Below are 15,943 nucleotides of genomic sequence, written 5' to 3'. Positions count from 1 at the left end.
CTGACCTTGGCCCCTAGAAGGTTAGAAGTAGAACTGATAAACCTACTTCTAACCTTTGCGTATCAATGTCAAGCCATAAGGCTCATAAACACCTTCTGAAAGTTGAAGGCTTGTAAAACTTATCAAATTAGTGCTAATTTCTCAAGGAAACTTGATACACAAGCAACCTTGAGAAATCGCTTTTTGGCTATATATCAGCATAAAACCTCCAAGATTGCCCTATCTTAACTATAGAAACCCTTCTGTAAAAAACATAAAAACAACTCGCCTGTAGTGCGGTTTTAGCAACCATACATGGGCAAAGCCTAAGCAATAAAACTGCATTAGTTGTGGAATATAGTGGGGGATTTTCAGGTGTAATTCAGGGAACGGATGTATTTATTTGGGGAGAAGTGAAATACTTCTATGGATTGACAGCCTTTGCATTCTTCACCTGTGTTCACGGTTTGAAGACCTAGTTTATGGAGGAGAGAGACTATGAGTTTACGAAAGCATACTCTGCTATAAGGTGCGGTGTTTGTGTTATGCCTTGGAGCTTGAATGTGATAGGCATTTGCAAAAGCTTCTCGAGAGAAAACATCTTGTCGGTAACGTATCCTTGCTTCATTTGACAACACGCGTACAACAAAGTATCTCACACCTGAGGAGAAAAGGATGAACCAGAAAAACCTCACAAGCGCCGCGACCAAAGCCTGGCTTTGTCTATATGTTGTTAGCCTTTTGCTGGCGCTGGCGGCATGCGGTGGCGCCTCCGCAACTACTAGCGCACCAACACCCACAACGGTCCCCGCTACAGCACCCACAACGGCCCCTACTACAGCTCCAACCACAGTCTCCAGCCGCGGGAATAGTATTTCCATCGCGCAATTCACTTTCACCCCAAATAGTCTCACGGTCAAAGTGGGAACCAAAGTAACATGGGCAAACAACGATAGCGCGACTCACACAGTCACAGCTGACCAGGGAGCCTTCAATTCGGGTGCACTTGCCTCTGGCAGTAGTTTTAGCTTTACCTTTAGTAAGGCTGGAACCTTCAGTTACCACTGTTCCATCCATCCATCAATGACAGCTACCATTATCGTACAATAGCAAGCCATACAGTAGAAATTCTGACATCCATTTTGACATCCTAGAGGTTGAGATCATATACATTTGATTCACCTCCAATGGACAAAAATAAAACGCTATTCCGCACAGCAGGCCAATGGAACCGCATCAGAAGAGCACCTAGGTTCTCGCGTCGTGGACTTCAACTCTCCCCCTCTGCACCACCAGAAGGCTCGAAGTAGCAATAGATAAACCAGCTTCTAGCCTTCTTATACGTATCAATGGCAAACTGTGCTTGAAAAGGCAATTTCTATAATCAAATCAGAACACCAATAATACGTGAAAAAGATGCCGTAGCCTAAGGCCTTGGTAAAGCTTTTCTATCTTGACTATAATGATTAAAGAGGGGTAGGACATCACAAATATTGACGTTCTGCAATCTATGAGAAGGGCTGCGATGACACCAGAATGCTACCAGAAGCTTGAAACGTTGCGTCTCTCTGTCGGGACAATCAAAGCAGCACTAGAAACGGCAGAAGTGCAAAAGACAAAGGCTGACCATATCAAATTCATGAACATAGTCCGAAAGGAACTCAAGGCACTATGTCATATAATAGAGTACATCGGAGCTGATTTGAACGCTCAAACAACGGAAAAAACGAGTATTGAGGAACCGAAAAGAGAAGCAGCGCCGCCATCGTCATTTTGGTCAGCTATATTCAAGAGTCTCTTCAGGTCGCTCTCATAGCTCTAGTTGAAAAAATCGAACCATCATCTTAGTACAACAAGTACAGCGTTTAGTACAGCCACACTGACCAACAGATAAAAGAAACTACCAATACCCACAGACGATAGGCCAAGATTTTAAGCGTTCAGAAAACGACAACAAATACCCACAAATAAACCGACTAGAATCTCTCCATCGGCACCAATGGCAAGCTATAAAAAGTCATTCTCCCCCAGAGGTGGTAAGAGGCAGCTTTGACATCCCCCCAAACTAATTAATGTGGTTTCTCTCGTGTATGTTATAATTCTACGGCTCATGGCCACTCCTGGTGCATACTGCCTGCTTAGCATCCATATGATATACTTTCTTGCCAGTATGCCCACAAGAACAAAATGCCAGGAGGAAGTCATGACAGAAGTGACCAATGCAGACGTGATAAAGGCCTATGCTGAATATCCTCAGGATCTCATCGAAGGGTTTGGTGAGGAAGGGGATCTCACGCGCAAACATCTTCTGAATCCAGCCATTTTTGCCCTGCTTGGAGATGTGAGAGGCAAAAGCATTCTGGATGCAGGATGTGGTCAAGGATATCTTTGTCGGCTCCTTGCCAAAAAGGGAGCTAGCATCACAGGTGTCGAGCCATCAGAAGCTTTCTACACGTATGCGCGGAGCCGAGAACAGGAGGAACAGTTAGGCATTCACTATGTACAAGCTGATCTCTCGACCTGGACGCCTCCCTCCAACACCTTTGATTTTGTGATTGCGAACATGGTCTTGATGGATATCCCCAACTATGAGCCTGCACTCAAGAACTGTATTACAGCACTCAAGAGTGGTGGAGGACTCCTTTTTTCCATCCTCCATCCATGTTTTGAAGAAACAGGATCAGCATGGAAGGAAAAAGGCTATGTCGAGGTCCGGGACTATTTTGAGGAACGATCCATCAAACAAACCTATGGAGGATACTTCATCCATCGCCCACTCAGTACGTATCTGAACAGTGTTATTCAAGCAGGCGGCATGCTCCAAAAGGTGATTGAGCCTCAACTAGAGAAAACGGTTGCCGAGCTGCACAATGCTGAACGCTATTGGTTGGTCCCTGGCTATCTGGTCATTTTTGCTACGCGCGTTGCGCCTCTGAAAGAAGCGAGATAGGTGAAAGAGGGCTTTTCTCAGATTGCATGAAGCACCCGCTGGCGGAGCAGAGGAAAACCTGCTCTGCCATACCCCTGTCTTTTGATCAATTTCAGCTTGGTCACGTGACCTTCGACCATGCCATTATTGATCCATCAGGTGAGGCCATTCCTCACAGCATCTTTGTCTCTTTCAACACCAACGGCAAAAGACTGGAGTTCAGGGAGCTTGCTGCTTGCTGCCTGGGTCAGCCAGGCATCGAGGTGCTCGCCCGTGCGGGTGCGCAGCATCTGCGCAAACTGCTGAACCAGGTCATAGGCCAGATCGACCTCCGGGTGAAGCTGACGAAGCTTGGCCAACGTATCCTGCTCCTCAACCCGGAGCTTTTCCGGGCGACGAAGAAACAGAAAGGAAGCTTGTCGTGAAGTCGCCAAAGCTGGTGCCTTCAACGATGAGTGAGCAGGATTCTTTCGCCCGGTTGGAAGCAGACGGACAAGGTTGTCCCGTACACTCTCATAGGACCCCTGGTATCCTTGCTCTACGAGTTCGCGAAAGAGGCAGGCGATATTGTGGCAGCCGTCTTCCCAACGCTTGAACAGGTAGGGGAGATAGCGATCAACGTGGCTGGCTTGCTCACGCGGCTTACGTTCAGGAAACGTCCCCGCTGCCAACCAACTCTGCACTGTGCTGGCGCCTATGCCGACCTGTCGAGCAATAGCAGCTTGACTCAGATCAAGCTTACGTAAAGCGATCACCTGCGCGTATCGAGCCAGACGTTCCTCACGTCGGCTTTGTTGAAGGCGCTCCAGGTTTGGAGAAATTCTGACCGCTCGCTCGGATTGCCACGTTGGGACCTCCTCCTCAAGGATGACTTGTGTCTGACGTTTGCACTGAGTAGACAAATGGCGCGCCAGAAGCCCCTCCAAAGCCTCTCGAAGATTTTTCAACAGGTGAAATCTGTCCGCACACTGAATGGCTTGGGGAGCGCCTTCTCGCGCAGCAGAGGCATATTCCCCTCCACGATCTCGGCTGACCGCCATCAGATCTGGGTGCTGGCGCATCCAGGCAGCCGAAGTTTCCGCTTCCCGATCAGATAAGAGATCTACCACCCGCCGGCTCTCCAAGTTGACCAGGACCGTGCCGAATCGGCAGCCTCGTCGAAACGAAAAATCGTCTACCCCAAGATAGACGATTGAAGCAGGAAGGGCATCGGGGAGATCCATGACGCGGCGCAGAATCGTCTGACGCGTGGTCTGGATACCTAAACGGGTGGCAAGTCGAACCCCCCCTTTGCCACAGGTGGCCAGTCCGATGGAGGTGATCTGCTGGCAGTACCGGATGGTCATCCTGGCCCAGGGCTCCACAAAGGACGGGAGCCGTTCAGTAAAAATTTTCCGTGGACAGAGGGGATTGCGACAGTAGAATTTCCGCACGGTGAGGAACAACTGAACCTGGCGTCCTGCGCAGGGCACATCACGCAAGACCCGACGATAGTGACTTTGGATCGAGGATGACAGGTCAGAACACAAGGGACAACACGACGTAGGATGTGTCGCAATGACCGCAATGACCAAACCGTTTTCGGTGATCTGGATCTCATCAATCAACATCCCTTCAGGCAGTGGAAGCAGGGGCGTCCTTTCCATCACAACCTCATTCTTGGTGATGAAACACTCTTTTAGAAGGAAGCATATCATTGTTTGCCAATACATAAAAGCAAACAAGCAGTATGCACCAGGAATGTTACTGGTGGCGAAGTCGAAGCTTCCATCTCAGCTTGCTTGCTTCATGACCTGTTTGAAGGCAGAGAGACGAATTTGCGCTGGTGCTTCTCCCCGTAGAAAGCTCATAAGTTGAATGATATTGACGGCGGCAGCAATAGCTATATGGCCCAGGTGGGTTTTGGGGAGACCGATATAGCGCGAACGGCGTAAGCCCATCGTGCGCACCGCCTGTGAATGCGTTCCTTCAATCCCTGCCCGATGGCGATAGGTGTCCTTGAACTCCTCCGTCTTCTCCCGCCCGCGCGCTGCAAAAAGCGCCTGCATTTGTTCCTTGGGGTGCAAGGTCAGGGGACGTCGAGTCGTTCCTGTACAGAGGGTCCGACTGGGACAGACCTTACAATCGCTCTGAGAAAACTTGATCTTGATCAACGACTTGCCTGCATCCTGAACGGGTGTCCAGCTCGAACTGGTGCGCCCCTGTGGGCAGGTGACGGTCTCTGTTTCCCAATCGATGGAGAAATGCGTGAGGTCGTAGCCGGTCTCTGCCTGATACCAGTGGGTTTTGAGCGTGGGACCAAGCAAATCCACCTCATAGTCAGATTGGCTCTGAACAAGATTAGCGATCGTGACATATCCCGAATCCACGAGATGCTGATCCGGAAGCAGTTCCTTCTTCGCCAGGTCAGCATGGATGGCAGAAATGCTTCCCTCATCGCTCAGAGGAGCAGCGGTCGTCTGGACAGAAGTGATCAGTTGTGGGGCATCTTCATCGCACGCCTGGGTAAAATGCACTTTGTATCCGGTCCAAAACGTGCTTCTCTTCTTGCCATTTCTCGCGTCGAGGTCATAGGGAGAGGTAATCAGCTGAGCTGCTGGGAGAACTGGCTCTTTCCTCCATTGCCCTCCTTGCTCCCGTGCTTCAAACTGTTGCTCCCAAATGGTGCGAAGGGTGGTCACGGCAGGGAGCGTTTTCAGCCAGTCTGGGGTGCAGGAAGCCTGGAGCGCATCGAGGAGCATCCAGCCATCAGTTCCTACTTGGTTAGCGTACTGCGTGCGCTCCTGCTCCTCTTTTGGTAAGCGCTCCTCTTCGAGACGTTGCCCATATCGCTCCACCCACTCGGCCGGAGCGTGGGCGCGAATCCAATCAGGGGCAACCTCCGAGAGCACATTCAAGACGTAGACCATGGTCTGCGCAACGCGCAAGGTGCGGCTCAGGGAACGGATTTTCGCGAGGATATGGGTGGAGTCGGTGCGTTGTCGTCCATGAGCTTTCAGCCACCCTCCCTCCCGACACCGCTCCAACAGCAAATCCAGCAGGCGTTGTTCGGCTTTGCCCTCGATCAGGCGAGCACGAAACTCAGAGAGCACCGTATGATCAAAGCCAGCGTCGGTCAATTCCAGACTGAGGGCATACTTCCACGCCAGCCGATCTCGGACAGCGTCAGCGGCCTGGCGATCGGTCAAGCCTTCCATAAATTGAAAGATGGTCACGAGCGCCAACCGCCACGGGGCGAAAGCGGGTTGCCCATGGGTCGGAAATAGGTCGGCAAATGCCTCATCAGTGTAAATCGTTCCCAGAGCGTCACGCACTTGCATAACCACATTTCCATGGGGAAATACCGTATGAGCAACACGAACGACTTCTTCTGGAATTGGCGGAATCGGCAGCGATTTGAGTGACATGGATGACCTCCCTATCAACAAGCAACAAACCATACGTCTACTCTATATTAATTGATGAGATCCAGTTTCTCTCTTTGACTTCGCCACCAGTAACAGGAATGACCATGAGCCATTCTACAAGAACGTTTATCTACTATAAAGTAGCAGCCTGTCACGCAGTGTTGTTGTAAATAAAGAGAATCCCGTCGGTTCCGTCTCGCTCCCCCAGTGGGACACACCGACACTCAATGAGTGTCGGTGTTTTTGTTTTTACAAGGGCTTGTGCCTCATGGCCAAGCGCCGAAGCGACTCGGGGTTGACGCCGAACTGCCAAGCCACCTGCCTGAGCGATACCCCCTCGTCCAGTAACCGGAACGCCTCTTCCCGCTGCTCGAACGAGAGCTTCTGGCTCGTCTGCCGCTCGATGCCTTCCTGCTCAACCAACCGCTGAATCGTTCCCCGCGAGGTACCCAGAGCACTGACGACCTTGCGGATGGACATGTCGGGTTGCTGCAAGAGCGTGATCGCCTCTTCTTGCTGTGCGGGCGAGAGGCTCGGGTGCGTGGGCGGTGGGAGATGCCTGGTGGTGACGTCCCGTTTAGGTGACCAATACAAAAAAAGGAGCAAGAGGAGTCACTCAAACCGCCGTGTGAGGCCATCCTACTCAGCAAGGTGAGGGTGATGCCCAGAGCGAGGATTACGGCAGCACTGACCCCTAACTCGATCATGGCATGGGTGAATTCTTGGGAGGGGACGGAAGAGCCTTCGACGGAGAGCCGGGCACCGATGGAGAGAATGCTTCGGGTAGCAGAGACGATGCCGATAAAGAGAAATGGGCGCAGCGAGGTCGCGTGGGATTTGAGATAATGGGTAACGGTCCCCAGTACCTCCATGATAATCAAGACCAGCAGAAGATCTGAGACGAATTGGATAATGGCCTTTGCCAGTAGGGCAGGATCTCCTCTTCCCGCTCCTATGGCTGCTGTTATATTGGTCCCGAAATCCCAAAAGCTATAGCAGAGCGCGCAGATAGCGCCTATGAGGAAACAAGCACCTACAACAGCATAGATGATGCCATCGGCCCGATCCAGCACATACCCTGAGATCAAGGAAAAACGTCTCTACCGACCAGCAGTCTACCACCTCTGGCTCAGAGGTGGTAGACTGCTGGTCGGTAGAGACGTTTTTCCCAGCAGTATCGGAGTGGGTGTCTAATTGGGAATCTGGCATGCGACCTCCTTCTTTCACGTGATGACCTCATCATAGCACACGGCATTGAGGGAGTCGGTATTGTAGGCTTCGAAGCACGCGCGCTCTTGGATTAATCGGTCCGGAGGCTGTGGTGCTTGACGGCCGGACGTGGTTTGAGTGCGACAATCATTTTCAATTCGGTGTCATAAAATAGCCCCTCAGGCTCCAAGAGAATCGTGACCATCTCATAGCGCTCTTCAGGTGCGGCAACGTCCCACAGGGAGGCCATGCCTGGGAGATGCTCTCCGGTATCTATCACCTCGTCGTAGGTGACTCCCCCACTTCTGGAACATCAAGTTTTTGAGTGCGAGGGCGATCGCTGCCATTTCACCATCGAACGCTTCATTGTGTGTGTGCGATACACGCATTCTTCTTTGACCGTTCCAAAGAACGATGAAACTTTCTCCTTTGCCTATCGTGCGTAAAAGTGAAGTCCAAGAAATGAGGAAACAGGATAAGGAAGTGGATGACCTTATGCCTTTTAACCTTAGTGATTTAGGGATATTACGATTTCACAAACACATGCTCAATTGCATGATAGGAGTCGTTCAAGATGCGGAAACATATAAGCAAAGTATTGGCAACTTCAGAACCTCTTGGAAATCTGGAAGAGGTTGAATTGCTAGCCAAGAAGGTGACCAGTATAGATGTGGATGCTGTTGCTGTTCTCGGTAGCCTGGCTCCTAAGGGGGCTACGACTCAGGTCTATGGAAAACTCTTCAAAATACTCGCTGAGACCCGTTTACCTACTTTTTATATCCCTGGATCAGAGGATGTGCCCATTTACGAGTATCTACGGGAATCGGCAAATATTGAAATTGCCTATCCTTTCCTACGAGGAGTGCATACTACCTTTGCCATTGCTCCCGGCTACATCGTCTTTACTGGAGTAGGTGGCGCGGTGATAGACGATCCTCATGTAATACGTGAAGAGCTAGAAACTCTGCGCTATCCAGGCTGGGAGGTCGAATACCGGCTAAAATTCCTGGGAGAGCTTAAAGACTACCAGAAGATCTTCCTCTTCAGTACACCACCGGAGCATAAGGGCTTACATGAGCAAGGAAGCACTGTGCTTGCTGAGCTTATCAAGACATACAAGCCACGCCTGGCGCTGGTAAGCGGCAAGGAACAGAAGCACGAGATGCTGGGAACCTCCTCATTGGTGATGCCAGGAAGTCTGGTCGAGGGTAAGTTCAGCGTTATTGATCTTCACCATCTTACAGTCGAAACTGGTAATGTGCGCTAAGGTATTGTCAACTTGTTCGAAGCTGGATGAAAAATTGATAAGTAAGAACGAGGAAAGGCGTTAAAGGCCAATGAGAAGTGGGGAGATTGGTGTGGTTATGCGACCTGCTTGACTCCAGTCACCCGCGTTTCATTGCTGAAATCGGCTCTGTAAAATGGCACGGTATGTCCCGGCAGTCAAGCGATGACGTCGAGGTTGGAAATGCCCAGCGATGGGACTGAATGTCGAGAGAAAGCGCTGTGCCTGTGCGGGCTGATGTGAAGCGTCGCATTTTCTTCTCTCGCAATCGTGTCGGTTGGTGCGAATTTTCCGCTCGATGGTTCAAGCATGTGTGTTGCCGATGTTGCACGCCAGTCAAGATCTCTCATTTCGCGGCTCCATACCTTTTGAGCGTATCCGTGATGATGAGGCGAGGGATGTAGTGGAGCTCTTTGAGCAGTTTGTGGAAGAAGCGTTTGGCAGCTTTTGTGTTGCGGCGACTCTGCACAAGGATGTCAAGCACATTTCCGTCTTGATCCACCGCTCGCCACAAATACTGTCTCTCACCACGGATCGTAAGAAACACCTCGTCCAGATGCCACTTGTCACCACAACGAGGATGACAATGTCGCAATGCATTGGCGTACGTTTGCCCAAATTTCAGGCACCATTGACGTACCGTTTCATAGGTGACGACGATCCCGCGCTGGGCGAGAAGTTCCTCGACATCACGCGCAACTGAGAGAGAAGCGAAAATACAGCCATACCGCGTGACTGATAATTTCGGGCGGGAAGCGAAAGCCTTTGTAGTGAGGAGTAATGGGGTTTATTTTCATGCAATCAGTATGCGGGAGCATTCGCTTTTCGGCAAGTTAACAATACCATCATAAGAATCGCGCCATGCGGGGACCCCTGGCTTCAGACATGGGGAGGAGCATGGCGCACTCCTTTTTTATGGGATGCAATTGACGAATAATCGTCATATATGGTATAATTTATGCATGGAAAGAACCGTGCGGATTGAGCTACACCCGACAAGAGAACAGGCAAGCGCTTTGCAGGAAACGTTGGTCCAGTTTACTCTGGCCTACAATCATGTGTGTGCCTACGGCTGGCACCAGGGCGAGAAGAATGGTGTGCGACTGCACCACGTCACCTATTACCAGACCAAAGCTCTCTGTCCCGGTCTGGTGAGCGACTTGCTCATTCAGGCTCGCGTCAAGGCCACCGAGACGCTCAGGAGCGCCTTCACCTGGAAAGCCAAAAAGGAAGCGGCTTACCCCAAAAAAGTCGCCAGGGTACAGCAACAGGGCAAGCCCGTTCCCGTGTTCAAACCGGTTCGTTGCCCTCGTTCGCAGCACTGTGCGGTTCGCTACAATGTCCATACCTATACCCTCGATTGGCAGACCCAAACGGTTCGCCTTTCCACGACCCAGGGCAAGATGAGCCTTGCCTTCACCGTTCCTCATTTCAGCGAGCGCTATCGAGGCTGCAGGATCACCACGGCCGATCTGCTCTGCTGCAACGGACGTTGGTGGTTGCATGTGGTGGTTGACGTCCCCGAGCCCGTGGTGCAGCCTCATCCCGAGGTCATCGGGGTGGATTTGGGTCTCAATCGCCCCGCCGTCACCTCCACACGTCACTTCCTTGGCACCCGCCGCTGGAAAGAGATCGATCGTCGCACCTTCCGCCTCAAACGCAAACTGCAGTCCAACGGATCCAAATCAGCCAAACGCCACCTCAAAAGGTTGGCGCGCAAGCAGATGCGCTTCCACCGGGACTGCGATCATGTGCTCTCCAAACGCCTGGTGCAGCAGGCTCCCCCTGGCAGTACGATTGTGCTTGAGAACCTGACCAACCTGCGAGAAGGGGTTCGTCATCGCAAAGGAGAGGGACAGCGCAGGCTGCATACCTGGTCCTTTGCGCAGTTGTACGGCTTCATTGCCTACAAAGCGCAGGAGCGAGGGATCGTGGTCGAGCGAGTCGACCCGCGCCATACCTCGCAAACCTGTTCGCACTGTGGATATCAAGCCCGAAACAATCGCCGCTCGCAGTCGGTCTTTCACTGCCGCTCTTGTGGCTATCAACTGAATGCCGACCTCAATGCGGCAATCAACATTCGAGACAAATATTGTCTTGCTCAGAATGGTACACCTGTTCTGAGTGGGCCGCTGTCAGACGGCCTCTCGTCTCAGGCTTCGGCCTAGGGACAAGCCCCTGCATTCATGCATGGGGTTTCTGACTATAACTTCTTCTTGTGCAAAGTAACGTGTGCATACTCCACAATAGCAGAAGCATGAGCATTATGTGGATCCCTTTCTTGTATCTTCTGTGCCAGAGTGATACATCGCGGAATGATATAGAGGCGATCCGTGTCAAAAGCCTTATCAATGGAGCGAAAAGCATACATTTGAGCAGTCTCTAAATCTCCTACGGCGGCATTGGCACAAGCAATATCATAGAGGGTACTGGCATGTCGATTGCTTGAAAGAGCGTTGATATCTATCGATTCAAGCTGCTCAAGCGACTTTCCCGGCTCTCCAACTTTTAAGAGGCAATTCCCGGCAAATGCCTTAACGCTAACGGTATCGAAGTCTGTATAATAGGGGTCATCAGTTTCCGCCATTTTCGGCAACCCATGGGCAATCTCAAGAGCTTGTGCAATCGAGGTCTTACACTCATTCGCATTTCCCTCTGTGGCTGCAATTGCAGCAGTCACTATCGAGAACCAACCTTGTATTGGATGCTCTCTCGTATACGTTCGTGCCTGATCAATGAGTTGACGTGCAACCAATGGATTTTGCTGCCAGGTTAGATATAAATGCCCTAGATGCCCTAAAGCAGCCCCCATCAAACATGCATCTCCACTGTATTGGGCCGATGCAATCGCAAACTCATTCCAGGTTCTCGCCCGTCCCAGCTCACGTTTTCTTGTGGCTGACTGTCTCGAAAGCAATTGAGACTGGGCTTGAATTCGCCACAGTTCGCACCGATATCGATCATGTATGGTGTTCTCGAGTGCACTTTGAATCAGGCCAATATGACCTCTCAGTCCATCCTCAATGGCGAGCCCCGCGCGATGGAGAGATCGATAATGCTGTGTAATTTGCGCCAGGTTTTCAATTGTTGAAACTGATACATTTTTTACCTGGCCTTGTTTATCTTGAGCGACAATGGATGAGTATAGCGATGCATCAGAAGCGGCAGTAAGAGCAATCCCTGCTACCCCAAGTGTCTGGAGAAAGAAACGCCGTGAATGATTCATATCTATATCCTCTTTTTCGAGGTTTTGCACTGCTACTTGCATCTTCTGTATCGTAGCTTGCAACATATCCAGATTGTTTGCGTTCTGGTTGGCTTCCGGCCCTGGCTGTGATTGGTAAGAAGTATCGCCTCGTCTTCGTTGGGGCACTAAGCTCAGTTCGTCGGCTGTTTTTCCATAAAACGTGCAAAGCCGTTGTCGCGACCCCGGATTAAGCGGGTACCCCTTCTCAGCACGCAGGACGGTTCTAAAAGAAACTTTTGCACCTTCGGCCACTTCTTGCATAGAGAGATTTAAGCTCTCACGAAGAGTACGCAAAGCATCATTGGTGCGCATCTTATACCTGCCTTCGCAATGGAACTACTTTACAGTGTACTGATCTCTAGCCGCATTGTCGATACAATTTCTTGGCAATAAACCCATCTATAAGTAACTGGCAGAAAACTGGCAGAAAACTGTCACTTGAGTGACATCGATTTCTCTTGCACTTATACGCATGCTTGATTTATAGTATCACAATAAAGACTTGCTGATTTGTAATTCTTTATGTTGACACTTTTTGAGTATCGTTGGAGTAGGTTTATTTACTGTTTACCTCCTACATTTTTGATGCTATGAAAGCGGGTCAACCTCAGCTTAATGCCCAAGAAGGAAATAACACAATGAAAACAAACCCCCGACGCTCTTGCTCCTGGCTGTTTTTGCTCATGCTGCTATCGCTCCTACTTGGGGCATGCGGTGGTGGTGGCAGCACAAGCCAAACCCTCCATGTATTGATAGGATATAACACTACCTTTCATTCCCAGCAGCAACAGTGGATGCAGCAAATCTCCAACGAGTTTCAGAAATCAACTGGTGCCAATATTGCCTGGGATACCTTTAGTGGCGCCAGCGAGGAGCAGACAAAGATACAGAGTTCCATTGTCACTGGAAGCGGCCCCGATGTATTTAGTATGGGTACCACATTTGTGCCCACTGCCCAGGCCACGAAAGGTTTCACCACCCTCACTGATCAAGACTGGCAGGCTGTAGGCGGAAAAGACAGGTTCTTCAAGCCGCAGCTTTTGATGTCTGGAATATCCCCCAGCGAGCAGATCGCCGTTCCCTGGTTAATGCGCCCTTATGCTATGGTCTACAACAAAGAGCTGTTTCAGAAGGCTGGTATCACTACTCCTCCTACGACCTGGAGCGAGTTCATCCAGGACGCTCAGAAGATGACGAATCCCTCTGCTGGTGTTTACGGAACCACAATGGACCCCTCGGATTCGTACGATCCATGGAAGATCTGGTGGACGTTCGCCAAACAAATGGGTGGTAATTTTATTTCCCAGGACCTCAAGACAGCACAAATGAACTCGCCAGAAGCGGTGAATGCCGTCAAGTTCTGGTTTGACTGGGCAAATACATACAAGATAGTCGATCCAAACTCGCTGGCGTGGAAAGCAAGCAATGCCGTGCAAGCCTTCGCCAATGGCAAAGTAGGCATGCTTATTATGGTGACGCCCACTGTCACGCCGACGCTTCAGAAGTCAACTGTAGCCAATAAATATGCTTTCGCACCCATGCCAACTGTTCCTTATGGCATGCAGCAGATGCCAGCGAATGGCGTACCCGCCGAAACCATTGTTTCCGGTGATTCGCTCGCTGTCGCCGACTATTCTAACGTGAAGGACCTGGCGTTCAAATTTATCAACCTGGTAACAGACAAAGAGCACCAACTTCAGTGGACCAAAACCTTTGGCGATTTACCTGTGAACGTAGAAGCCGCGAACGAATTGGCAAGCAAGGACACTCAGACCGCGGCCTTTGTCAAGGCAGAGCAAGGGGGCACACCCACTCCATTTACTGGCGCCTGGGCTCCTCTTCAGATCTCACTGGCCGGTGTGAGCACCAAGCTGGCAAACGAGGCAGCGACAAATCACTACGACCCATCTCACATCAAGCCACTGCTGGACCAGGCCAATCAACAAATCCAGGGCAAGTTACACTGAGGATTGAGCCTATCATGGAGTAGAGGAGACTCGCGCCCAGGTGCGAGTCTCATAACTCTGGGAGGTGACAAAGATGTCGATACAAACTATTTCAGAAAGCACGCCAGCGACCCCTGTGGTACCGAGGCCTAAACGTGGTAAAAATACCGCCACTGGCCGACGACCGTTGTGGCTTATGTGGCCAAGCATCGTATTGCTTGTTGTAATCATAGGCATTCCTTTGCTGATTGCTGTATATATTAGCTTTCTGAATCTCGATCAGTATACACTGCGGAGCTGGATTCACGCCCCGTGGGTTGGGCTTAGCAACTACATCTCAGCCCTCACTTCCGGTAATGTGATCGGAGCTTCTGCCCTGACATCCCTGGGGGTGAGCCTCGCTTTTTCCTTGCTGACGACCCTGCTCATCACACCTATTGGGATACTGGCAGCTCTGACTGTTAATACCCAGTTTCGTGGCCGTACACTCGTTCGCGCACTGTATCTCATTCCGTATGTGATGCCCGGATTTGTGACCGCGCTCGTATGGCGCATGATGTTCTTGAACAAAACCGGGCTAGTTGACCGCTTTCTCGCCGCGATACATGTGGCAGATATCAACACCTACTGGCTGTTGGGGCCAAATAGTTTCTGGGCCATGGTCATCGCGGATGTCTGGGCCTCGTGGGCATTCATCTACATCATGGTTCTGGCAGGGTTACAGTCGATCCCTCAAGAGGTCTATGAAGCCGCTGAAGTAGATGGAGCGAACGCCTGGCAGAAACTTACCAGAATTGTCTTGCCACAGCTACGCCCCCTTCTGGGGCTTGCCCTGCTACTCTCGACGCTGCATCACTTCAACAATTTCACCTTGCCATTTGTGCTATTCGGCACGCCACCTCCTGTGCAGGCCGATGTCCTGCCTCTCAATATCTATATTTCCTCATTTCAGTCATTTGATTTTGGGATCGGTGGTGCTATGTCCATGATTACACTCATTCTCATGCTGATTCCTGGGTTTGTGTATATTCGGGCTTTACGCCTGGGGAAGGAGACAGCAGCATGAAAAAGCAGCGAGATGCACAGGATATTCTACCTCGACCAGTACGAGCTATTGTCATCGTGGTCCTGCTGGCCATTGCTTTGATCCCTATAGCCTATACGCTTTTGCTCTCGATCACTCCAGATGCTGAGATCGGCTCTGGAAACCTGATTCCATCCCAGTGGGCCTTTGACAATTATATTCAGATGTGGTCGACGGTAAACCTGGCGGAAGGCATGGGAAATAGCCTGATTATCTCAGGAATAACAAGCGTGATTGCGGTAGTTCTGGCTGTTGGTGCCGCTTACGTCATAACCAGGTTTAAGTTTCGCGGACGCCTCACTTACCTGTATTCGCTCGTTGGTCTGCAAACGGTTCCAGGTGTAATGCTCCTGCTTCCGATTTTCGTGCTGTTTTCTTCAATACAAGCGCTACTTCATTTGCAGCTCGTGGGAACATACCCAGCGGTAATTATTACCGATCTGACGTTCGCGCTCCCGTTCGCGACCTGGCTCATGGTCTCGTATCTCGGAAGCATACCGGTAGACCTCGAAGAGGCGGCTCTCGTCGACGGAGCCACAAGGCTACAAGCCCTCTGGCGCGTTATCGTACCGCTCGCTCTTCCGGGCATGGTGGTTGCCCTGGTCTTTTCCTTCCTGACAGGCTGGAACGATGTGCTCTTTGCTAGCGTGCTCACGTCTCCCGAAACACGAACTATCGCAGTGCAGTTGCAAGCCTTCAGTTCGGCTCAGGACGGCGGGGCCTTACCTCTGTATGGCCAGTTGATGGGCGCCGCCATCGTGAGCGCCTTGCCCGTGATCATCTTATACATGGTGTTTCAGAGATACCTGGTCGGAGGATTGACCGCTGGCGGAGTCAAGGGATAGACAGTAAAGCGC

General features: G+C 51.0%; 12 protein-coding genes and 2 pseudogenes. 7 read left to right on the top strand and 7 right to left on the bottom strand.

Annotation, left to right across the window (positions count from 1 at the left end):
* Positions 1–654 precede the first annotated feature (654 nt).
* Together KTE_RS07995 and KTE_RS07990 are read left to right on the top strand one after the other, a co-directional pair.
* Positions 655–1,089 carry a cupredoxin family copper-binding protein gene (locus tag KTE_RS07995; RefSeq protein WP_201380076.1) on the top strand — a complete coding sequence of 145 codons (435 nt, stop codon included), beginning with the start codon at positions 655–657 and terminating at the stop codon, positions 1,087–1,089.
* A gap of 1,093 nt (positions 1,090–2,182) precedes the next feature.
* Positions 2,183–2,929: a bifunctional 2-polyprenyl-6-hydroxyphenol methylase/3-demethylubiquinol 3-O-methyltransferase UbiG gene (locus KTE_RS07990; protein WP_201380075.1), complete on the top strand. Its 747-nt coding sequence runs from the start codon at positions 2,183–2,185 to the stop codon at positions 2,927–2,929.
* A gap of 134 nt (positions 2,930–3,063) precedes the next feature.
* Here KTE_RS07990 and KTE_RS07985 read toward each other — a convergent pair whose 3' ends face one another.
* The 5 genes and pseudogenes from KTE_RS07985 to KTE_RS07965 form a co-directional block, all read right to left on the bottom strand.
* Positions 3,064–4,554, bottom strand: coding sequence for an ISL3 family transposase (locus KTE_RS07985; protein WP_307811909.1), 1,491 nt, complete (start codon positions 4,552–4,554; stop codon positions 3,064–3,066).
* Between the two features lie 126 nt (positions 4,555–4,680).
* Complete coding sequence (locus KTE_RS07980) at positions 4,681–6,315, bottom strand: IS1182 family transposase (protein ID WP_201380073.1); 1,635 nt, start codon at positions 6,313–6,315, stop codon at positions 4,681–4,683.
* A gap of 249 nt (positions 6,316–6,564) precedes the next feature.
* Positions 6,565–6,921 carry a helix-turn-helix domain-containing protein gene (locus KTE_RS47420; protein ID WP_236600323.1) on the bottom strand — a complete coding sequence of 119 codons (357 nt, stop codon included), beginning with the start codon at positions 6,919–6,921 and terminating at the stop codon, positions 6,565–6,567.
* 44 nt (positions 6,922–6,965) lie between these two features.
* Positions 6,966–7,388 (bottom strand): annotated as a pseudogene (locus tag KTE_RS49505) (phosphate-starvation-inducible PsiE family protein); the annotation flags it as partial.
* 227 nt (positions 7,389–7,615) lie between these two features.
* Positions 7,616–7,804, bottom strand: coding sequence for a hypothetical protein (locus tag KTE_RS07965; protein WP_201380071.1), 189 nt, complete (start codon positions 7,802–7,804; stop codon positions 7,616–7,618).
* Between the two features lie 294 nt (positions 7,805–8,098).
* Here KTE_RS07965 and KTE_RS07960 point away from each other — a divergent pair, with 294 nt between their 5' ends.
* Positions 8,099–8,791, top strand: a complete 693-nt coding sequence (locus KTE_RS07960) for a hypothetical protein (RefSeq protein WP_201380069.1) — start codon at positions 8,099–8,101, stop codon at positions 8,789–8,791.
* A 129-nt stretch (positions 8,792–8,920) separates the two neighbouring features.
* On the opposite strand, the pseudogene KTE_RS07955 reads toward KTE_RS07960, so the two are convergent.
* A pseudogene (locus tag KTE_RS07955) lies at positions 8,921–9,606 on the bottom strand (IS6 family transposase).
* 165 nt (positions 9,607–9,771) lie between these two features.
* Between KTE_RS07955 and KTE_RS07950 the strand changes: the two are divergent.
* Entirely contained in the window at positions 9,772–10,977 is a 1,206-nt protein-coding gene (locus KTE_RS07950; RefSeq protein WP_201380066.1) for an RNA-guided endonuclease TnpB family protein, read from the top strand.
* A gap of 35 nt (positions 10,978–11,012) precedes the next feature.
* Here KTE_RS07950 and KTE_RS07945 read toward each other — a convergent pair whose 3' ends face one another.
* A complete protein-coding gene (locus KTE_RS07945) occupies positions 11,013–12,368 on the bottom strand; it encodes a helix-turn-helix transcriptional regulator (RefSeq protein ID WP_201380064.1) in 1,356 nt (451 codons plus the stop codon).
* A 326-nt stretch (positions 12,369–12,694) separates the two neighbouring features.
* Here KTE_RS07945 and KTE_RS07940 point away from each other — a divergent pair, with 326 nt between their 5' ends.
* From KTE_RS07940 to KTE_RS07930, 3 genes are all read left to right on the top strand, one after another.
* A complete protein-coding gene (locus KTE_RS07940; RefSeq protein ID WP_201380062.1) occupies positions 12,695–14,023 on the top strand; it encodes an ABC transporter substrate-binding protein in 1,329 nt (442 codons plus the stop codon).
* A 73-nt stretch (positions 14,024–14,096) separates the two neighbouring features.
* Positions 14,097–15,068 (top strand): carbohydrate ABC transporter permease, encoded by a 972-nt coding sequence (locus KTE_RS07935; RefSeq protein WP_201380060.1) that lies wholly within the window; start codon positions 14,097–14,099, stop codon positions 15,066–15,068.
* Positions 15,065–15,931, top strand: coding sequence for a carbohydrate ABC transporter permease (locus KTE_RS07930; RefSeq protein WP_201380058.1), 867 nt, complete (start codon positions 15,065–15,067; stop codon positions 15,929–15,931). The genes KTE_RS07935 and KTE_RS07930 overlap by 4 nt, the downstream gene beginning before the upstream one ends.
* Positions 15,932–15,943 lie beyond the last annotated feature (12 nt).

The organism is Ktedonobacter sp. SOSP1-85 (assembly GCF_016587415.1).
GTDB lineage: Bacteria > Chloroflexota > Ktedonobacteria > Ktedonobacterales > Ktedonobacteraceae > Ktedonobacter.
The sequence above is the reverse complement of the archived record's forward strand: the minus strand, read 5'-3'. Positions and strand labels throughout refer to the sequence as shown.